The sequence below is a fragment of the Streptomyces sp. NPDC049954 genome (assembly GCF_040656295.1).
Lineage (GTDB): Bacteria > Actinomycetota > Actinomycetes > Streptomycetales > Streptomycetaceae > Streptomyces.
The window spans coordinates 80,529-100,579 of record NZ_JBFALS010000018.1 but is presented as its reverse complement, the minus strand read 5'-3'; the positions used below and the strand labels follow the sequence as shown (position 1 = coordinate 100,579).

The following is a 20,051-nucleotide window of genomic DNA, read 5'->3' as shown; positions in this document are numbered from 1 at the left end:
GTCCTCCACACGGCCTCCGGTCACGAAGCCGGACAACCGTACGATGGCGGGGTCGAGTGACGTAAAGGAGACAGCGCATGCAGGACGGTGGCCAGCAGGTTCCGAACGCCGAGGAGCAGACCGAGGAGGCGGAGCCGATCAAGCAGCGGAAGAACAGCCTGTACCCCGGGGTGTCCGACGAGCTGGCCGCGAGTATGCAGTCCGGCTGGGCCGACACCGAGCTGCACGACCTTCAGCCCATCCCCCAGGCCGGGCACACCGCGGACCGTCGTGCGGCGCTCTCCGCGCGGTTCCCGGGTGAGCGGCTGGTGATCCCGGCGGGCAATCTCAAGGTCCGCTCGAACGACACGGACTACCCGTTCCGCGCCTCGGTCGAGTACGCCTACCTCACCGGCGACCAGACCCAGGACGGCGTCCTGGTCCTGGAGCCCACCGAGGACGGGCACGAGGCCACGATCTACCTGCTGCCGCGCTCCGACCGGGAGAACGGCGAGTTCTGGCTCGACGGCCAGGGCGAGCTGTGGGTGGGCCGCCGCCACTCGCTCGACGAGGCGCAGCAGGTGCTCGGGCTGCCCGCGAAGGACGTCCGCAAGCTCCCCGAGGAGCTGCGCGAGGCGACCGGTCCCGTCCGGGTCGTGCGCGGCCACGACGCGGGCATCGAGTCCGCGCTCACCGACAAGGTCACCGCCGAGCGGGACGAGGAGCTGCGGGTCTACCTGTCCGAGGCGCGTCTGCTGAAGGACGCCTTCGAGATCGGCGAACTCCAGAAGGCCGTGGACTCCACCGCCCGCGGTTTCGAGGACGTCGTCAAGGTCCTCGACAAGGCGCAGGCCACCTCGGAGCGCTACATCGAGGGCACCTTCTTCCTGCGGGCGCGCGTCGAGGGCAACGACATCGGCTACGGCTCGATCTGCGCGGCCGGCCCGCACGCCTGCACGCTGCACTGGGTACGCAACGACGGCCCGGTGCGCGCGGGCGACCTGCTGCTGCTGGACGCCGGGGTCGAGACGCACTCGCTCTACACGGCCGACGTCACCCGCACGCTGCCGGTCGACGGCACGTACACCGAGCTTCAGCGCAAGATCTACGACGCGGTCTACGAGGCCCAGGAGGCCGGGATCGCCGCGGTCAGGCCGGGCGCGAAGTACCGCGACTTCCACGAGGCGGCGCAGCGGGTGCTGGCCACCAGGCTCGTGGAGTGGGGGCTCGTCGAGGGCCCCGTGGACCGGGTGCTCGAACTGGGCCTCCAGCGGCGCTGGACGCTGCACGGCACGGGTCACATGCTCGGCATGGACGTCCACGACTGCGCCGTCGCGCGCACCGAGACGTACGCGGGCGGCACGCTGGAGCCCGGCATGTGCCTGACGGTCGAGCCGGGGCTGTACTTCCAGGCCGACGACCTGACCGTGCCCGAGGAGTACCGCGGGATCGGCGTCCGGATCGAGGACGACATCCTGGTCACCGAGGACGGCAACCGGAACCTGTCCGCCGCCCTGCCGCGCTCCTCGACCGAGGTCGAGGCGTGGATGGCGCAGCTCAAGGGCTGAGAACGGCTCGGCGCCCGGACTGACCGACGGCGCGAGGCCCCCCGCTGCCACGAAGGGCCGGGCAGGTGTTCACTGAACACCTGCCCGGCCCTTCGTCGTATGTGAAGTCGCCCGTCGCCCGGCCCCGGCTCCGCTGCCGACCCCGCCGGGCGCGGGGCGCCGGCCGTCGAGCACCGAGCACCGAGCACCGAGCACCGAGCACCGAGCACCGAGCACCGAGCACCGAGCACCGAGCACCGAGCACCGAGGTTCAGACGAGCAGCGGTGCGTCCGTGCGCCACTTGACGATCTTGTCGAAGCTGACGACGGCACCGCCGCGGCCGGTCCGGTTACGGAACTGGGCGTGGTCGGCGAGTTCCGTGATGATGCCGAGCCCGCGGCCGTCCTCCGCCTCCAGCCGCTGTCGGCGGGGGGCTCGCCCGCGCAGGGCGGGGAACCCCGGGCCCGAGTCGGCCACCTCGACGCGGCACCGCTCCCCGTCGAGCCGTACCGTCACCCGGTACTTTCCGGCCTTCGTATCGCTCGTACCGCCACCGCCCCCGTGCTCCACCGCGTTCGCGCAGGCCTCGGTGAGGGCCAACGACAGGTCGAACGCCGTGTCGGCGTCCACACCGGCCGTGTCCATGGCTCCCGAGAGAAGCCTGCGGGCGAGCGGCACGCTCGCCGCCTCCCGCCGCAGATGGAGTGACCACCAGATGCTCATGCTCCAGCCTCCCGTGCGCGGCTCGACATACCGATACGTATTGCCGCGACGGGAGTTGCTCAATCGCGCTCTTGACAGCGGTTGGCCGGTGCGCAGGGCGCGCCCACAACCGGACCGTCCTCCAGGAACCCGACCTTCGGGATCTTGCGGACCTGCCTGACACGGGCCGGGGAGCCGGTGGGATGATGGGCCCGCCATGGCTGCCCCCCACGTGTTCGCGCGCGCCGGAGCGGGACTCCGGCTGCTGAGGGCCGCGGTGTTCACCGCGGTCTGCGTCGCGCTGTCCGCCGCCGGGCACGGGCTGGCCGCCGACTCCGTCGTCCCCCTGTGGAGTCTGGGGCTCGGCTTCCTCCTCGTCCTGGCCGTCGCCGTACCGCTGGCGGGCCGGGAACGCGGCCTTCCGGGCATCGCCGCCCTGCTCGCCACGGGCCAGGTGGGCCTGCACGTCCTGTTCGGCGCGAGCCAGCAGGACATGGCCATGGGGCAGGCACCGGACTCCGCGGCTGAACGCGCCGCCCGGCTCGTATGCGGGGCGGGGGCCTCCTCGCTGAGCCCGCTGGAGGCGCACCACATCCTCAAGACGGCGGGGCTCGACGGAAGCGGCGCCGCCCCCCATCCGCATGCCGGTATGCCGCTGCTGCCGACCGCGCCGATGCTCCTGGGGCACCTGCTCGCCGCCCTCGTGGCGGGCTGGCTGCTGCGCCGGGGCGACCAGGCGCTGTTCCGCCTGGTGCGGCTGTCCGCCCAGGCCGTCACGACGGTCGCGGCGGGAGCCCGGCTGCGGACCCTGGCCACGACCCTGCTGTGCGTGCGGGCCTTCCTGACGGCCCTGTCCGAGACGCCGCAGGTACCGCCGGGCTCGGCGGACGACGACGGGGTGCCACCGCGCACCGCCGACCTTCAGCACACGGTGATCAGGCGCGGCCCGCCCGCCGCCGGCTTCTCCCTCGCCGCCTGACACGACCGCTCCCCCGTGCCGCAGCGCACGGCCGAGGACGGGTCGTGCTGCCGCGCGTCACCACGGCGCGCCGGCTCTCACCGTCACCACTGCTGAAAGTGGAGTGTCACGCCATGAAGGCTCCGTACGCCCAGAAGGCCCCGTACGCCCCCCAGGCCGCGCGTTCCCGCACGTCCCGCTCGCCCCGCCGGGGCCTCGCCGTGCTGCCCCGGCTCGCCGCCGCGGGCGCACTCACCGGTTCCGCCGTCCTGCTGCTCGCGGGCACGGCGTCCGCGCATGTCAGCGTGGCGCCGCAGGGGCCCGCCGCGAAGGGCGGCTACGCGACCGTCAACTTCAAGGTCCCCAACGAGCGCGACGACGCGTCGACCGTGAAGCTGGAGGTCAACCTCCCCGCCGATCACCCCCTGGCCTCGGTCCAGCCGCAGGCCGTACCGGGCTGGAACGTGAAGGTCACGCAGAAGAAGCTCGACAAGCCCCTCGAAATGCACGGCGAGAAGGTGACCGAGGCTCCGTCGAAGGTCACCTGGACCGCCACGGGCAAGGGCATCGCCGCCGGTACCTTCCAGCAGTTCCCGCTCTCCATCGGCCAGCTGCCCGAGGACGCCGACCAGTTGGTGTTCAAGGCCCTCCAGACGTACTCCAACGACGAGGTCGTGCGCTGGATCGAGGAGCCCAAGAGCGACGGCAGCGAGCCCGACGACCCGGCGCCCGTGCTCCAGCTGAGCGCGCCCGAGGACGACGGGCACGCCGCCCCGGGTTCGGCCGGTGCCACCGAGGACTCCGGCAAGGGCGCCTCGGACAAGGCTTCCGCCGCGCCCGGCGCCGCCGACACGACCGCCTCCGGCAGCTCCGCCGGCTCGGACGATTCCGGCAGCGACACCACCGCACGGGTGCTCGGCATCGTCGGCATCGTCGTGGGCGTCGCGGGCGTGGCCTTCGGCCTGCTGGCCGGCCGCCGGCGCACCACCACCGCCGGCTGATCCATCGGGCCGGTGAGGGGGCCGGGACCGTCTCCGCAGTCCCGGCCCCCTCACCGGCCGCCCTCACCACACCTTGGGACTCTCCGTCATGCGCACCACCCCCCTCCGCGGCCGCCTCCGCAAGCAGAGCCTGCTGGCCGCCTCGCTGCTGGCCGCCGCCTCCCTGACCCTGACCGCCTGTGGCGGGGACGACGGCAAGAAGGACGACGCCGCCGTGGCCGATGTGTCGGTCGACAGCGGCTCGCAGAAGCCGGCGACCGTGCTCGACCAGCCCTTCACCAAGCCCGACGTGGTCCTCACCGACACCGCCGGCAAGAAGTACGACCTGCGGAAGGAGACCGCGGGCAAGCCGACGCTCCTGTACTTCGGGTACACCAACTGCCCCGACGTCTGCCCGCTGACCATGAGCAACATCGCGGTCGCCGCGAAGAAACTGCCCGCGGCCGAACGCGAGAAGCTCCAGGTCGTCTTCGTCACCACCGACCCGGAACGGGACACCCCCAAGGCCCTCGGCTCCTGGCTCAAGGGCCAGGACCCCGACTTCACCGGCCTCACCGGCGACTTCGACACCATCCAGGCGAGCGCCCGCCAGCTGGGCATCAGCATCGAGCCCCCGCACAAGGACAAGGAAGGCAGGACCGTCTCGACGCACGGCACCCAGGTCGTGGCCTTCTCCCCGAAGACCGACAAGGGATACGTGCTGTACGGGGAGGACGCGACCGCCCAGGACTACACCAAGGACCTGCCGAAGCTCGTCCAGGGCCGGACACCGTGAGCCCCCGGCACACCGCGGGACCCGAACCCACCACGGAGCGGAAGGAACACCTCGCGGAGCGGGAGTGGCGGCGGGCGCGGGCCGTCGTCGCGGCGGGCCTCGCCCTCGCCTCGGCCGTCGTCCTCGCCGGATGCGGTTCCGACGACGCCCCCGGCGACAACGGTGCGGGCGGCACGAGCACCCCGCGTCTCAGCGTCAGCGGAGGCTTCATGCCGCAACCGGTCACCGGGTCCATGGCGGCCGGGTTCCTGCTCGTCCACAACTCCGGCGGCAGCGCGGACCGGCTCACCTCGGTGACCAGCGAGCTCTCCAAGGACGTGACGCTGCACAGCACGTCGGGCGGCACGATGCGCGAGCGGAAGTCCTTCGCCGTGCCCGCACACGGGACCCTCGACTTCGAACGAGGCGGCAACCACCTCATGTTCGACGGGCTCAGCCACAAGCCCGCACTCGGCGAGAAGGTGACCGTGACCCTCCACTTCGCCACGTCCGGCACGGTCAAGGCCGTTCTCCCGGTGAAGGAGACGACGTACCAGCCCCCCAAGGCGGGACACCACCAGTGAGGAGTCACCGATGCGCCACCCCGCACCACTCCGCGTGAACCCGTCCTCCCTCGGGGGAGCGACCGCTCCGGCGACCGCGCCGACCGGACGACCACACACCGCAGGACGTCCCGGCGCCGACGCGGCGCCCGGCGTGGGCGGGGGCGCGCACCGGACACGGGCCCGGCTGGCGCTCCTGCTGGCCACCCTCGCGGCGGCCCTCGGCGTCGTGCTCGGCGGGGCCGCGCCCGCCTCGGCGCACGCGGCGCTCATAGGCAGCGACCCGAAACAGGGCGCCGTCGTGGACACCGCCCCCCGCCAGGTCACCCTGACCTTCTCCGAGAAGATCGCCGCGTCCGACGACGCCGTCCGGGTCCTCGACCCCGACGGACGGCGCGTGGACACCGGGAAGCTCACGACGCTCACCGACGGCTCGGGCGCCCGGTACGCGGTGGAGCTGCACGCCGGGCTCCCGGACGGCACCTTCACCGTCGCCTACCAGGTCGTCTCCGCCGACAGCCACCCCGTCTCCGGCGCCTACACCTTCTCCGTCGGGGCGCCCTCGAAGACGAGCGCCGCCCTCCCGCAGACCAAGGCCGGCGGCGGAGCCGTCGGCGTCCTGTACGACATCGGCCGCTACCTGTCGTACGCCGGCTACGTCGTCCTCGTCGGTGGCGTCGCCTTCGTCCTCGGCTGCTGGCGGCGCGGGGCGCGGGTGCGGGCCGTACAGCGACTCGTCGTCTACGGCTGGGTCGCCCTCACCGGCTCGACCCTCGCGCTGCTCCTGCTGCGCGGTTCCTACACGAGTTCCGGGAAACTCTCCGACGTCCTCGACCTGGGGGCGCTCGGCGACGTGCTCCATACCAAGCCGGGCGCGGCTCTCGTCTCCCGGCTCCTGCTGCTCGCCGTGTCCGCGCTGTTCGTCGCGATGCTGTTCGGCACGTACGCACACCGCGAGGACCCCCAGGAGAAGAAGGACCTCACCTTCGGTCTCTCGATCGGCGGGGCCGTCGTCGCGGCCGGGCTCGCCGCGACCTGGGCGCTCGCCGAGCACGCGTCGGTGGGTGTCCAGGCCCGGCTGGCGATGCCCGTGGACGTCCTGCACCTCCTGTCCGTGGCCGCGTGGCTGGGCGGGCTGACGACGCTGCTGGTCGCGCTCTACCGGGACCCGTCGGTGGAACGGGAGGCCGTACGGCGCTTCTCCCGGGTCGCCTTCGTGAGCGTCCTGCTGCTCGCGGCGACGGGGCTCTACCAGTCCTGGCGACAGGTCGGCTCCTGGTCGGCGCTCACCGGCACCTCGTACGGCCAGCTCCTCCTCGTCAAGGTCGGCCTGGTCGCCGTCCTGGTGGCCGTCGCCTTCTTCTCCCGGCGCTGGACGGCCCGACTCGGCGAGACGGGCTCCGAGAGCCCGGGAAACTCCCAGGCCACCGGGGCTTCCGGGGCTTCCGGGGCTTCCGGGGCTTCCGGGAACACGGAGAGCCTCGGGGTCGCCGAGGAGGACGCGACGACGGGTACCGCGCCCGTCGTACCCACCCAGTCCGCCGGGCCCACCGGGCAGGCCACGCGCACCGCCGCGCCTGCCGGTGCCGGTGCCAACGCCGACGCCACTTCCCCTGCCCCTGCCCCTGCCCCTGCCCCTGCCCCTGCCCCTGCGGAGAAGTCCGTCGACTCCCCGGAGACCGCCGGAACCACCTCGGACGACGCGGAGAGCGCGAAGAACGCAGAGGCCACGGAGGCCACAGAGGGAACGGAGCGCGCCGAAGGCTCCGGCGGAGCCGCCACCGACCCGGTCCGCGCAGCTCAACTCGCCCGGCAGCGGGCGGCCGTCGCGAGCGCCAAGGTGAAGCGGGTCCGGGACGGTGACCTGATCCGGTCCGGACTGCGCCGCTCGGTACTCGCCGAGGCCGGCATCGCCGTGGTGCTGCTCGCCGTCACCACGGTCCTCACCACGACGGAACCCGGCCGCACGGAGGAACAGGCCGCCGCCTCGACCTCCGCCTCCAGCAGCGCCCGGAACGAGCCCGTCTCCCTGAAGATCCCCTTCGACACGGGCGGCGAGAAGGGCACCGGCACCGTCCTTCTCGACATCGACCCGGGTCGCCAGGGCGACAACGCGCTGCACCTCTACGTCGAGAAGCCGGACGGCTCCGCGTACGACGTCCCGGAGATCAAGGTCACCCTGACCCTGCCGGAGAAGAACCTCGGACCTCTGGACGTCACTGCCGACCACATCGCCGCCGGACACTGGAGTGCCGACCAGGTGCAGATCCCCATGGCCGGGAACTGGCAGGTCGCCATCACCGTCCGCACTTCCGACATCGACCAGGTCACCGTGGACAAGACCGCAAAGATCGGCTGAACGACATGACTGAGCAGCAGCCCGCTGCCGAGTCCCCCGCCCCCTCCCTGACCCGCCGCCGACTGCTCGGCACGGCGGGAGCGACCGGGCTCGCTCTCGGCGCCGTCGGGGGCGGGGTCGGCTACGCCCTCGCCCCCTCCGGCGAAGGGAAGGGAGGGGACGCCACCCCGGCTTTGACGGAACTGGGCACCCGACGGGCGATGTTTCACGTGAAACATCAGCCGGGCATCACCACCCCGCTCCAGGCCAAGGGCCATCTGATCGCCTTCGACCTGATCGCGGGGACGGGACGCCGGGAGGCCGCCGCGCTGCTGCGCCGCTGGTCGAGCACGGCGGCAGACCTGATGGCCGGAGAGCCCGCCGCCGCAGGAGGTCACGACACCGGGATCGCCCTCGACGCGGGCCCCTCCGGGCTGACCGTGACTTTCGGCTTCGGACACAGCTTCTTCACCCGGACCGGCCTACAAAAGCAGCGGCCGGCCTCCCTCGATCCGCTGCCGGACTTCTCCTCCGATCATCTCGACGCGAAGCGCAGCAACGGCGACCTGTGGGTGCAGATCGGGGCGGACGACGCCCTCGTCGCCTTCCACGCCCTGCGCGCCGTCCAGAAGGACGCCCACGGCACGGCGCGCGTGCGCTGGCAGATGAATGGCTTCAACCGATCTCCGGGGGCCACCGACCGGCCCAGGACGACACGCAACCTCATGGGCCAGATCGACGGCACCGGCAACCCCGCACCGCGGGACAAGGACTTCGCGCAGCGCGTGTTCGTCCCCGCCGACTCCGCCCCGGAGTGGATGCGGAACGGTTCCTACGCGGTCGTACGGCGGATCCGGATGCTTCTCGACGACTGGGAGAAACTCCCCGTGCCCCGGCAGGAGCAGGTCATAGGGCGACGCAAGTCCACCGGGGCCCCGCTCACCGGTGGTACCGAGACCAGCGAACCGGACCTGGAAGCCACCGGGAAGAACGGGAACCTCGTCGTCCCGCTCAACGCCCACGCCCGGATCACCCGGCCCGACCAGAACGGTGGGGCGGCGATGCTGCGCCGCCCCTTCTCGTACCACGACGGAATCGACGCGGACGGAGTGCCGGACGCCGGGCTGCTGTTCATCTGCTGGCAGTCCGATCCACTGACCGGCTTCGTGCCCGTCCAGCGCAAGCTCGACCGGGGCGACGCCTTGTCCGAGTACATCCGGCACGAGGCGAGCGGACTCTTCGCCGTGCCCGGCGGGGCGGCGAAGGGGGAGTACGTCGGGCAGCCACTGCTGGAGGGTTGAGGACGGCGGGCCGAGGGCTCATCCGCCGCTCCCGCTCGGCAGCGAGCCAACGGCGGGCCACGGAGCGGCCGACGGGACAACACGCGAACCGGTGGTGAACCGGGGATGAACCGGCGGCCGGCCGCCGGCACACGCGACCGGTCCGGCGCCCCGGCCCAGGGCGGACCAGCGCCAAGTCGGCGAGGGACGCCGTTGTCCACAGAGTTATCCACAGGACCGGTTCTCGACCTGGGGACAAGTCGACAAGCTATCCCGACATGGTCGACAAATCGCCCTACAGACCCCAGTCCGTCCACAGCCGTTTCCGCCCCCGTCCAGCCCGTTCCCCACGGTTCCCGACGGCATTTCCCTTGATCGACTCTATGGGCAGGCCAATTTCCACCCGAAAGGGGGCCCTCGCAAGGTTTCGCAAGGGAAATCTTCAGGACTAACGGGTGGATTCGGAACGCCCCATTCCGACATCCACAGATACCTCGCACAGCCTGTGGATAACTTCACCGAACCGCGTCCACCTGTGGAAAACATCGCGCTCCAGGCGGCCGCCAGAGCCCTTCCAGGCCGCACAACCCTCCGCACCATGGCGCGTCACGCCCATCCCGCGCCCCTGCCGCACCGCCTCACGAGCCTCACAGCACGCGCGTCAGCGCGCGCCGCCTTTCCCAGCGAGCCGGGAGAAAAGGCAGTCCCGAGGGTCAATCCCATCCGTCAATCCCACCCGAGCGGAATAGTCCGTTCCAGGTAATGAGACACTCTCCCCTTGACGGCCACCGCGCACCCGGACCCCACATCACACCGCGAAAGCCCCGAATCGGCACAAAACCTCCTGGTCGGCAACCCGGGAGTCATCCGGAGATCGCCACGCGGGTGAAGCTACGCGCCCGCACCTTCCGATGCACATTTCCCACGAAGTCGATTCGCGCCAATCAGGCAAATCGCCTATTTCCCCCATTTTCGGCTCCGCCGCATCACGGTTCCGCGAGGACATGGCGGGCGCAGCCCCATATCGGGTCGTGTGCCGCGAGCACGCACCGGTAGCCTTGAAGGGTGATTGACCTTCGCCTGCTCCGTGAGGACCCCGACCGTGTCCGCGCCTCCCAGCGCGCCCGAGGTGAGGACGTCGGCCTCGTCGACTCCCTCCTCTCCGCCGACGAGCGCCGAAGGTCGTCCGGGCTCCGCTTCGACGAGCTGCGGGCCGAGCAGAAGCAGCTCGGCAAGCTCATCCCCAAGGCCGCCGGGGAGGAGAAGCAGGAGCTGCTGAAGAAGGCCGGTGAGCTGTCCGCCGCCGTCAAGGCAGCGGACAGCGAGCGCGACGAGGCCGCCGCCGCGACCCAGGAGCTGCTCGGCCGGCTCGGCAACCTCGTCCACCCCTCCGTACCGGTGGGCGGCGAGGAGGACTTCGCGCTGCTGGAGACGCACGGCGAGATCCGTGACTTCGGCGCCGAGGGGTTCACCCCGAAGGACCACCTGGAGCTGGGTCACCTGCTGGGCGCCGTCGACGTGGAGCGCGCCGCCAAGGTCTCCGGTTCGCGCTTCTACTACCTCACCGGCATCGGCGCGCTGCTGGAGCTGGCCCTCGTCAACGCGGCGATCGCCCAGGCCACCGCCGCCGGTTTCACCCCCATGCTGACGCCGGCCCTGGTGCGCCCGCAGGCCATGGAGGGCACCGGCTTCCTCGGCCAGGCGGCCCAGGACGTCTACCACCTGGAGAAGGACGACCTGTACCTCGTCGGCACCTCCGAGGTCGCGCTCGCCGGTTACCACATGGACGAGATCATCGAAGCCGACCGGCTGCCGCTGCGCTACGCGGGCTTCTCGCCGTGCTTCCGTCGCGAGGCCGGTTCGCACGGCAAGGACACCCGCGGCATCTTCCGTGTCCACCAGTTCGACAAGGTCGAGATGTTCTCGTACGTCGACCCGGCGGACTCCGAGGCCGAGCACCAGCGCCTCCTGGACTGGGAGAAGCAGTGGCTGACCTCGCTGGAACTGCCGTTCCGCGTCATCGACGTGGCGACCGGTGACCTCGGGTCCTCGGCGGCGCGCAAGTTCGACTGCGAGGCGTGGATTCCCACGCAGGGCAAGTACCGCGAGCTGACCTCGACCTCGGACTGCACCGAGTTCCAGGCGCGTCGGCTGTCGATCCGCATGCGCGACGGCAAGTCCGTCCGCCCGCTCGCGACGCTGAACGGCACGCTGTGCGCCGTCCCGCGCACGATCGTGGCCCTCCTGGAGAACCACCAGCAGGCCGACGGCTCCGTACGGGTGCCCGAGGTCCTGCGGCCGTTCCTCGGCGGCCGCGAGATCCTGGAGCCCGTCGCCAAGTGAGTCCAGCCTCCCCGGGCGCCCCCGGCCCGGCACGTTCCGGTCCGGGGTCCGCCCCCGGCAACGTCCCGAGCGGCCAGTTCCCCGAGGGACAGGCCGACTCGGAGCCTTTCCGCTCCGGTGTGCCCGCCCACGGCGACGTCCTGGCCTCGGGTTCCTTCGTCGCCGGGACCCGCGCGGCCCGCGCCTTCACCGAGGCGGCCACGTCGCCTGCGGGGGGCACCGCGGGCTCGCGCACCGCTGCGGAAGCGGGGGCCGGGCCGAGTGCAGGCGGCGGGGGTTTCCCGTACCGGCTCGTCGCGACCGACCTCGACGGAACCCTGCTGCGTCCCGACGACACCGTGTCCCCCCGGACCCGGGCGGCGCTCGCCTCGGCCGCCGCCGCCGGTGCGGCCCACATCGTCGTGACGGGCAGGGCCGTGCCCTGGACCCGGCGCATCCTCGACGACCTGGACTACGAGGGCCTCGCCGTGTGCGCACAGGGTTCGCAGGTGTACGACGCGGGGCAGGACCGGCTGCTGACCTCCGTCACGCTCGACCGGGAACTCGCGCGGCTCGCGCTGGAGAAGATCGAGGCGGCCACCGGTCCGCTGTCCCTCGCGGTGAGCCGTGACGGACTGGACGGCGACGTGGTCGTCGGCCCGGGCTATCTCGTGCAGGGGGGACTGGACTCCGTCCCGCTGGAGGACACGGCCCAGCTGTGGGCCGCCCCGATCAACAAGGTCTACCTCCAGCACCCCGGCCTGGACGCCGACGAACTCACCCGCGCCGCCCGGGAGGCCGCAGGCGACCTGGTCGGCGTCACGATGGCGGGCGAGGGCATCGTCGAGGTGCTGCCGCTCGGCCTGTCCAAGGCCACGGGGCTCTCGCTCGCCGCCCGCAGGCTCGGGGTGAAGGCCGTCGAGACCGTCGCCTTCGGCGACATGCCCAACGACCTGCCGATGTTCGGCTGGGCCGCCCACGGCGTGGCCATGGCCAACGCCCATCCGGAGCTGAAGGCCGTGGCCGACGAGATCACCCTCTCCAACGCCGACGACGGGATCGCCGTGGTCCTGGAGCGACTCCTCGCCGAGCACCGGCTCACCCGCTGAAAGACCCGGTGCGGTCGCCCGGTCCCGGCGGTGACGCCCCGGCGCGTCACCCTGTCCCGGCGGTGACGCCCGGCGGCCAACGCTTCGGCGGCTGGCGCCACAGGGGCCGACCGCCGCGACGGTCACTGCCTCGACGGCTCAGGCGTACGGAGCCGACCGGGGAAGCCTCCAGGGGGTGGGCGGCCGTGGGCGCTCAGCGCGCCTGAGGGCCGCCCCGGACAGCCCGGCGGCGCTCGACGGAGTGGAGGTGGTCTGCTCCGGAGCGCTCGGCCGTCAGCCGTCCTGCCGGGAGCGCGACGGACTGCCCGAAGGCGTCGTTCCTCGCTCCACACCCCGTGGACGGCCGGACACCGGTGGTGGCGTCCGACACGAACAACTGTGCCCTTTCCGGGGTTGGTTGGCCAGCCATTTACGAGCCGTCTTTCACCCCTCGGCCGCGGGCGACGCGCGTCGGCCGACCGGCCCGCTCCCGGCTCTCGGCTCTCGGCTCTCGGCTCTCGGCTCTCGGCTCTCGGCTCTCGGCTCTCGGCTCTCGGCTCTCGGCTCTCGGCTCTCGGCCGGACTGTCCTCGATCCGGCCAATCCTCCGGCCGGATCAGCTGCCGATCGGGCCGCTCCCCGGTCCGATCACCTCGCCGCGCCGTCACTTTCCGGGCCCGGCTGCCTCCGGCCTCCACGCGCCCGCCCGCCCGCGCGGCTGGCTGGCTGGCTGGCTGGCTGGCTGGCTGGCTGGCTGGCTGGCTGGCTGGCTGCGCCCGGCGTACCCGTTCATCCGCCGTCCCCACCGTCTCGTCGGCGACGACGGCGACGGGAACGACGGGCGCGGCCCCAGAACCAGCCCGCCGGAGGGTCGTCGGCGCGCCAGGGTTCCGGATCGGGGGGACCACCCTCGCGACGCCAGCGCGCCGCCAGCATGCGGGCCCGGGCCGAGGGCTCGACGGTCTGCGCCTCACGGACGAAGTCCATGTCGAACTCGCCCAGATCCCAGTCCGGGTCCACGTCCCGATCCCGATCCCGGTCCCGGTCTCGGTCCTCACCAGAATCGGGATCGCGGCCCTCATCGGCTTCCGGCCCGGTCCCCGCAGCTGCGGAGCCCTCGTCACCGGGACCGGCAACCGGCTCCGGCTCACCCTGGTCGCGCTGGTCGCACTGGTCGGGCTGGCCGCCCTGGCCGCCCTGCGCTCCCGGGCCCTCCCGGTCCCTGTCCTGCGGTCTGTCCATGAGCACCCGCTCCTCACGAATCCGTACGTCCGTACGGCGGGGGTGGGCGGACCTCGAAGGCTTCCGCCCCTTTTGTCCAGTGTCCCGCGCTGCGGAGGAAGCCGACGAGGCCCGCTCCCGAGAGCCCGGACCCGTCTGTCCGCCCGCCCAGCCGTCGCCGGCCGCTCACCCCTCCCCGGCGGCCAGCTTCAGCGTGCGCAGCTTCTGGCCCGCGTACCAGGTGGCGAGGCCCGTGACCGCGGCCAGCAGGACCACGGAGAGCGGAAGACCGACGTCCGAGCTGATCAGGTCGCCACCCGCGATGCGCTCCGCCAGCGACAGCGACCACTGCTGCACGCTCAGGGTGCGGGCACCGGGAACGAGGGAGCCGAACAGCGCCTCCCATACCAGCGCGTAGACCAGGCCGAACACCACCGCGTGCCGGGTCACCGTGCCGAGCAGCAGGAAGATCGCGGCGTAGGCGATGGAGGCGACGAGCGCCGCGACCGTGTAGGCCACGGCGATCTGCTGGCCGTTGCCGTTGAGGACGAATCCGGCGATCAGGGTGGGGATCGCGGAGAAGGCCATGGTGACGGCGATCGCCACGATCAGCTTGGTCAGGATGATCGTGGGCCGCTTGACGGGCTTCGCGAGGAGATACAGCACCGAGCCGTCGTCGATCTCCGGCCCGATCGCGCCGGTCCCGGCGATGACGCCGATGATCGGGACCATCGTGGCCAGTCCGAAATTGCCCAGGACCTCGACGGCGGACTGATCGTCCGCCCCCGAGAAGAGGCGGGCGGCGACGGCGATGACGAGCAGGAGGAGCGGTAGGGCGAAGAGGATGAGGGCCCGGCGGCGGCCGAGCAGCGCCCGGTAGGTGAGCCGGGCGACCGTGGGGTCGTACATCGCTGGGACTCCTTTAAGCCGCGACGAGATAGGAGAAGACGGATTCGAGCGACTCGTCGGAGGGGGAGACGGCCAGCAGACGCACGCCGTGCTCCCGGGCGACCCGGGGCAGCAGCGTCGTGAACCTGCCGAAGTCCACGGCCTGCACCCGCAGGGCGCCCTCCTTGAGATCGACCTCGATGCCCGCCGTCGACGGGTCGGAGATCAGCGCGGCGGCGAGCACCCGGTCGTCGCTGGAACGCACGAGGTAGCGGTGCGGGCGGTCGGTCATGAGCCGGCGGATGCGCCGGAAGTCACCGCTCGCCGCATGCCGTCCCGCCACCACCACCTCGATGTGGGAGGCGAGTTGCTCGACCTCCTCGAGGATGTGCGAGGAGAACAGCACGGTCCGGCCCTCGTCGCCCATGCGTCGCAGCAGCTCCATGAGCTGCATGCGCTGACGCGGGTCCATTCCGTTGAAGGGCTCGTCGAGCAGGAGCACCGAGGGTTCGTGCACGAGGGCGGAGGCCATCTTGACCCGCTGGCGCATGCCCTTGCTGTACGTGGAGATCTTGCGGTCCTGCGCGTGTTCCATCTCGACCGTGGCCAGGGCCCGCGCCGCGGCCTGCTCGTCCAGACCGTGCAGTTCGGCGTTGGCGACGACGAACTCGCGGCCGGTGAGGAAGTCGTACATCCCCTCCCGCTCCGGCACGAGACCGATCTCGCGGTAGATCTCCTCGTTGCGCCAGATCCTGGCGCCGTCGAGGGTGACGTCTCCCCCGGAGGGCGCGAGGAAACCGGCCATCATGTTGATCAGGGTGGACTTCCCCGCGCCGTTCGGGCCGAGCAGTCCGGTGACGCCCGGGCCGATGGTCATGGTGACGTCGTTGACGGCGACCACGTTGCCGAACCAGCGGGAGGCGTGGTCGATGGAGATCGTGGTCACAGCGTGGCCTTTCGGTAGCGGCGCAGCAGCAGGCCGTAGCAGGCGGCGAGCAGGCCGAGGAGGAGGAGGAGGAACACGACGCCCGCTCCCGCCGAGGGGCCGTGACCGCCCGGATAGGCGGAGGACGCGCCCAGGAAGGCCGTCTGCACCCCGTCGATGAGCGTGATGGGGGAGAAGAGGCCGATCCAGCTGATCGCGCTCGCGCTGTCCTGTTCGAAGGCGATCCCCTGGAGGGCCGTCACCGCCCCGTAGCTGATGGTGAGCACGGCGATGACCGCGGCGACCCCGAAGCCGCGGCGCGGAGTGACCGCCGAGACGACGAGACCGATCCCGGCGAAGAGAAGCGAGAGCAGCGCCACGGACACCAGCCCCTGAGCGAACCCCTTCGTGTGGTCCGCGAAGTCGAATTTGGCGAGCAGCGCCCCGATGTACATCACGAGCAGCGGGACACCGGTGAGTACGAACACCGCGGTGGCGGTCGCCGCGAACTTGGCCCGCACGTAGTCCACGGGGCCGATGGGCCGCGAGAAGTACAGCGGCATCGTGCGGAAACGCAGATCGTGCGAGACGGCCTGGGGGGCCTGCGCGGCGACGAACAGGCCGATCACGGCCTGCATGACGATCGCGTAGCGCGTGTAGTCCACGGGCAGGTCGTCGAGCTTGGCGACGATGGTGGCCGCGGCGAGGATGCCCGCGACCAGGACCATGACGCCGAACAGGAGGACGGGCAGGACCTTCGACTTGGCGGAGCGCCCGAGCCCGAAGGAACTGCGCAGCGACTGGACGTACAGCGCGCGGCGCGCGGCCGCCCGGTCCAGGCGGGGCCCGGTGTAGTGCCGGTAGCCGATGTCGTGGATGGTCGAGGCCCCGGGGGCCGGCGCCTTGGCCTTGGCGGGAGTGCTCATCGGGACCGTACCTCCTGTGCGGTGGCCGTCGGCTCCTGTGCCGGGGCCTGGGGGGCGGTGGCCTCGGCCGGGCCCGGAACGGCTCCCGCCGGCGCGGTCCGCGCGTCCGCGTGTTCGCTGTGGAAGACCTCGGCGATGCGGTGGCGTCGCTGTTCCATCCGGACCAGACCCAGGCCCAGGTCGACGACCGCGTCACGCACCGCGTCGTAGGTCTCCTCCCCGGACGCCTCCACGAGCAGGATGCGCCCGGCACCCGGGAGTCCTTGCTCGCCGGGGCCCGGGTCGACGGCGACGCCCGCGACGACGAGCGCGTCACGCAGCGCACGGGTGCCGTCGGGGTGTTCGTCGGAGTCGGTCACCTCGATCGCCAGCGTCGTGGTGGTCTGGGTGAAGTCGCTGGTGGAGCTGGAGCGCAGGAGCTTTCCGCCGTCGACGACCACGACGTGGTCGCAGGTGCGTTCCAGTTCGCCGAGGAGGTGCGAGGTCACCAGCACGGAGATGCCGAACTCGCTGTGCACCCGGCGGATGAGGCCGAGCATGTCGTCCCGGCCGACCGGGTCGAGCCCGTTGGTCGGCTCGTCGAGGAACACGAGTTCGGGGTCGTGGACGAGGGCCTGCGCGAGTTTGACGCGCTGCTTCATCCCCGTCGAGTAACCGCCCATCGGACGGTACCGCTCCTCGTACAGCCCCACGTGGCGCAAGGTGTCGGCCGTACGCTCCCGGGCCGCTGTGGCGGGCAGGCCCGACATGCGCGCCATGTGGACCACGAACTCGGTGGCCGAGACGTCGGGGGGCAGGCAGTCGTGCTCCGGCATGTAGCCGACACGCGCCCGGATGGAGTCGCCCTCGGTGGCGACGTCCAGGCCGAGGACGGAGGCGCTGCCCTCCGTGGCCGGGGACAGGCCCAGAAGAATCTTGATCAGAGTGGACTTGCCGGCGCCGTTGGAGCCCACGAGCCCGGTCACGCCGGGCCCGACGTCCAACGTGAGCCGGTCAAGCGCGGTCACCTTGGGGTACCGCTTGCTCAGGCTTTCGGTCGCGATCACAGTCACGCTTCGAAGTTAGTGGCGCGGACCACATGCGGCATCAACCCACGGGTCGGTCTTCGCCTCCCTCCCCGGTATTACGGGTCCCCCCAGGGACCCCCTACGGGTCGCCCGCACCGCCCATCCCGGGCGCCGTCCGCCGTCCGGCCGTCCGGGTTTATCCACAGGCCGGGCACGGGCCTTGACGTCACCGCCGGGCATTGTCACATTCGTTGATGTCACCTTCCGGAACCGGCCGACGACAGGGGGAACGTCATGAACGGGAACGACGGCGATGCCGACAACGGCGAGCGGGGCGACGACCGGGGCAGCAGGGGCGCCAACAGAGACGACAAGGAGAACGCGGGTGCGCCCGCACGCGCGGAGCCGGTCGCGCAGCACCGTGCCACCGCCGCACGAGGTGCCACCGCCGCGCGGGGGGCTACCGCCACGCGGGAACGCCGAGTGCGGACCGGCGGCATCGAGCTGTGCGTCCTGGAGCGCGGGGACCCGCGACGTCCGACCGTCGTGCTCGTGCACGGCTATCCGGACTCGAAGGAGGTCTGGTCACCGGTCGCCGAGCGGCTCGCGCACCGCTTCCACGTCGTCCAGTACGACGTACGGGGACACGGCCGGTCCTCCGTCCCGCGGCCCCTGCGCGGCGGGTTCACTCTTCCCAAGCTGACGGACGACTTCCTGGCGGTCGCCGACGCGGTCAGTCCCGGACGCCCTGTGCATCTCGTGGGCCACGACTGGGGTTCCGTCCAGGGCTGGGAGTTCACGAGCGTGGGACGTACGGAGGGCAGAATCGCGTCCTTCACCTCGATCTCGGGCCCCTCCCTCGACCACCTCGGGCACTGGCTCCAGCGCCACCTGGCCCACCCCACCCCCCGTGCCGCGGCCCAACTCCTCGGTCAGGCCGCGAAGTCCTGGTACATCTACGCCCTGCACACGCCGGTTCTGCCGGAGCTCGCGTGGCGCGGCCCGCTGGGCAAGCAGTGGCCCAAGCTGCTGCGGCGCGCGGAGAAGCTGTCCGCCGAGGACTACCCGACCCCCACACTTCCGGCGGACGCGGCACACGGGGCGTGGCTCTACCGCGACAACATCCGCCCCCGGCTGCGCCGGCCCCGGCCGGACGCCTTCGCTCACGCCCCCGTGCAGTTGATCGTCCCGACCGGCGACATCTTCCTGTCCCCCCGGCTGTACGACGAGCTGGCGCGGTGGACTCCGCAGGGTCTGCGCCGCCGCAGCGTCCCGGCCAAGCACTGGCTCCCCCGCTCCCGGCCGGACGGACTCGCCACCTGGATCAGCGACTTCGTCACGGAGGTGGAGCAGCGCGGGGAAGGGAACGACGCGGACGGCGAGCGCGGCGGGAGCGGCGGGAGCGGCAGGGCAGACGGGAGCGGCGAGGGGGTAGCGGACGGCGAGCGCGGAGCGACCCCGAACGCGCGAGCGCTCGCGCCGCGTCAGGCCCGCCCACGGAGTGACCGCGCACGCAGGGACGAACGGCGTCGGCTGGTCCACGAAGAGCGGTTCGGCGGGCGGCTGGTGCTGGTCACCGGAGCTGCCGGAGGGATCGGGCGGGCCACCGCCCTCGCCTTCGCCCGGGCCGGTGCGCGGGTCGTGGCGGTCGACAGGGACGCCGCCGGGGCGACCGCGGTCGCCGAGCGCGCCCGGTCCGCCGGAGCGCCGGACGCCTGGGCGGAGGCGGTGGACGTCGGGAACGCCGGGGCCATGGAGAAGCTCGCCGAGCGGGTCGCCTCCGCCTACGGGACGGTCGACGTCCTCATGAACAACGCGGGGGTCGGCCTCGCGGGCCCCTTCCTCGACACCGGGGTCGAGGAGTGGCGCGCCGTGCTGGACGCGAACCTCTGGGGAGTGATCCACGGCTGCCGGTTGTTCGGCGCGCAGATGGCCGAGCGCGGCGAGGGCGGCCACATCGTCAACACGGCTTCGGCCGCGGCCTTCCAGCCCTCCCGTTTCCTTCCCGCGTACAGCACCTCGAAGGCCGCCGTCCTCATGCTCAGCGAATGCCTCCGGGCCGAACTCGCCGGCCGGGGCATCGGGGTGAGCGCGATCTGCCCGGGCCCCGTCCGTACCGGCATCACGACGGCCGCGCGCTTCACCGGCGTCGACGAGGACGAGCAGGAACGGCTGCGGAAGCGCACCAGTCGCCTCTACGGTCTGCGGAACTACCCGCCTCAGAAGGTCGCGGACGCCGTGCTCCGCGCGGTCGTGCGCAACGAAGCGGTGGTCCCGGTGACCGCCGAGGCCCGCGGCGCCCAGCTGCTCGCCCGGTACGCCCCGAGGACCCACCGCGCCCTCGCCCGGATCGAGCCCCCGCTGTGACGGCGGCCCGCGACGCCCACTCCGCCGGCGAACAGCCCGAGGACGGCTCCAGCCCCCTCGACGCGTCCAGGACCGCGGCTTCCGAGGCACCCGGGCTTCCCTCCGGTGAGTCGTCCGGGGGCCCTGCCGCCACGGCGCCCGGGCCTCCGCCGTCCGGCGCGCCGACGTCCCCGGCGAGATCCGTC

15 protein-coding genes and 1 pseudogene are annotated in these 20,051 nt (G+C 72.2%); 10 read left to right on the top strand and 6 right to left on the bottom strand.

Features of this window, described 5'->3' with window-relative positions:
- Nucleotides 1-77 precede the first annotated feature (77 nt).
- Nucleotides 78-1,547 carry an aminopeptidase P family protein gene (locus AB0J21_RS30285; protein ID WP_363149349.1) on the top strand — a complete coding sequence of 490 codons (1,470 nt, stop codon included), beginning with the start codon at nucleotides 78-80 and terminating at the stop codon, nucleotides 1,545-1,547.
- 250 nt (nucleotides 1,548-1,797) lie between these two features.
- On the opposite strand, the gene AB0J21_RS30280 is transcribed toward AB0J21_RS30285, so the two are convergent.
- The gene (locus AB0J21_RS30280) at nucleotides 1,798-2,250 is read right to left on the bottom strand and encodes an ATP-binding protein (protein WP_363149348.1); all 453 of its coding nucleotides are present in this window, start codon (nucleotides 2,248-2,250) and stop codon (nucleotides 1,798-1,800) included.
- Nucleotides 2,251-2,446: 196 nt separating this feature from the next.
- Here AB0J21_RS30280 and AB0J21_RS30275 point away from each other — a divergent pair, with 196 nt between their 5' ends.
- The 8 genes and pseudogenes from AB0J21_RS30275 to AB0J21_RS30240 form a co-directional block, all read left to right on the top strand.
- Nucleotides 2,447-3,208: a hypothetical protein gene (locus AB0J21_RS30275; RefSeq protein WP_363149347.1), complete on the top strand. Its 762-nt coding sequence runs from the start codon at nucleotides 2,447-2,449 to the stop codon at nucleotides 3,206-3,208.
- A gap of 113 nt (nucleotides 3,209-3,321) precedes the next feature.
- Nucleotides 3,322-4,188 (top strand): YcnI family protein, encoded by an 867-nt coding sequence (locus AB0J21_RS30270; protein WP_363149346.1) that lies wholly within the window; start codon nucleotides 3,322-3,324, stop codon nucleotides 4,186-4,188.
- An 88-nt stretch (nucleotides 4,189-4,276) separates the two neighbouring features.
- The gene (locus AB0J21_RS30265) at nucleotides 4,277-4,963 is read left to right on the top strand and encodes an SCO family protein (RefSeq protein ID WP_363149345.1); all 687 of its coding nucleotides are present in this window, start codon (nucleotides 4,277-4,279) and stop codon (nucleotides 4,961-4,963) included.
- Nucleotides 4,960-5,526 (top strand): copper chaperone PCu(A)C, encoded by a 567-nt coding sequence (locus tag AB0J21_RS30260; RefSeq protein ID WP_363149344.1) that lies wholly within the window; start codon nucleotides 4,960-4,962, stop codon nucleotides 5,524-5,526. The genes AB0J21_RS30265 and AB0J21_RS30260 overlap by 4 nt, the downstream gene beginning before the upstream one ends.
- A gap of 10 nt (nucleotides 5,527-5,536) precedes the next feature.
- Nucleotides 5,537-7,864 carry a copper resistance protein CopC gene (locus tag AB0J21_RS30255; RefSeq protein ID WP_363149343.1) on the top strand — a complete coding sequence of 776 codons (2,328 nt, stop codon included), beginning with the start codon at nucleotides 5,537-5,539 and terminating at the stop codon, nucleotides 7,862-7,864.
- A gap of 5 nt (nucleotides 7,865-7,869) precedes the next feature.
- A complete protein-coding gene (gene efeB / locus AB0J21_RS30250; protein ID WP_363149342.1) occupies nucleotides 7,870-9,144 on the top strand; it encodes an iron uptake transporter deferrochelatase/peroxidase subunit in 1,275 nt (424 codons plus the stop codon).
- 1,044 nt (nucleotides 9,145-10,188) lie between these two features.
- Entirely contained in the window at nucleotides 10,189-11,466 is a 1,278-nt protein-coding gene (gene serS, locus AB0J21_RS30245) for a serine--tRNA ligase (RefSeq protein WP_363149341.1), read from the top strand.
- Nucleotides 11,467-11,741: 275 nt separating this feature from the next.
- Nucleotides 11,742-12,554, top strand: a pseudogene (locus AB0J21_RS30240) (HAD family hydrolase); the annotation flags it as partial.
- Nucleotides 12,555-13,321: 767 nt separating this feature from the next.
- Here AB0J21_RS30240 and AB0J21_RS30235 read toward each other — a convergent pair.
- The 5 genes from AB0J21_RS30235 to AB0J21_RS30215 form a co-directional block, all read right to left on the bottom strand.
- A complete protein-coding gene (locus tag AB0J21_RS30235) occupies nucleotides 13,322-13,774 on the bottom strand; it encodes a hypothetical protein (RefSeq protein ID WP_363149340.1) in 453 nt (150 codons plus the stop codon).
- A gap of 165 nt (nucleotides 13,775-13,939) precedes the next feature.
- The gene (locus AB0J21_RS30230) at nucleotides 13,940-14,662 is read right to left on the bottom strand and encodes an ABC transporter permease (protein ID WP_363149339.1); all 723 of its coding nucleotides are present in this window, start codon (nucleotides 14,660-14,662) and stop codon (nucleotides 13,940-13,942) included.
- Between the two features lie 13 nt (nucleotides 14,663-14,675).
- Nucleotides 14,676-15,587 carry an ABC transporter ATP-binding protein gene (locus tag AB0J21_RS30225; protein ID WP_363149338.1) on the bottom strand — a complete coding sequence of 304 codons (912 nt, stop codon included), beginning with the start codon at nucleotides 15,585-15,587 and terminating at the stop codon, nucleotides 14,676-14,678.
- Entirely contained in the window at nucleotides 15,584-16,492 is a 909-nt protein-coding gene (locus AB0J21_RS30220; protein ID WP_363149337.1) for an ABC transporter permease, read from the bottom strand. The genes AB0J21_RS30225 and AB0J21_RS30220 overlap by 4 nt, the downstream gene beginning before the upstream one ends.
- Nucleotides 16,489-17,538: an ABC transporter ATP-binding protein gene (locus tag AB0J21_RS30215; RefSeq protein ID WP_363149366.1), complete on the bottom strand. Its 1,050-nt coding sequence runs from the start codon at nucleotides 17,536-17,538 to the stop codon at nucleotides 16,489-16,491. Before AB0J21_RS30215 ends, AB0J21_RS30220 begins: the two co-directional genes overlap by 4 nt.
- Before the next feature lie 255 nt (nucleotides 17,539-17,793).
- Between AB0J21_RS30215 and AB0J21_RS30210 the strand changes: the two genes are divergently transcribed.
- Nucleotides 17,794-19,866 (top strand): SDR family oxidoreductase, encoded by a 2,073-nt coding sequence (locus AB0J21_RS30210; RefSeq protein WP_363149336.1) that lies wholly within the window; start codon nucleotides 17,794-17,796, stop codon nucleotides 19,864-19,866.
- The last annotated feature ends 185 nt before the right edge of the window (nucleotides 19,867-20,051 follow it).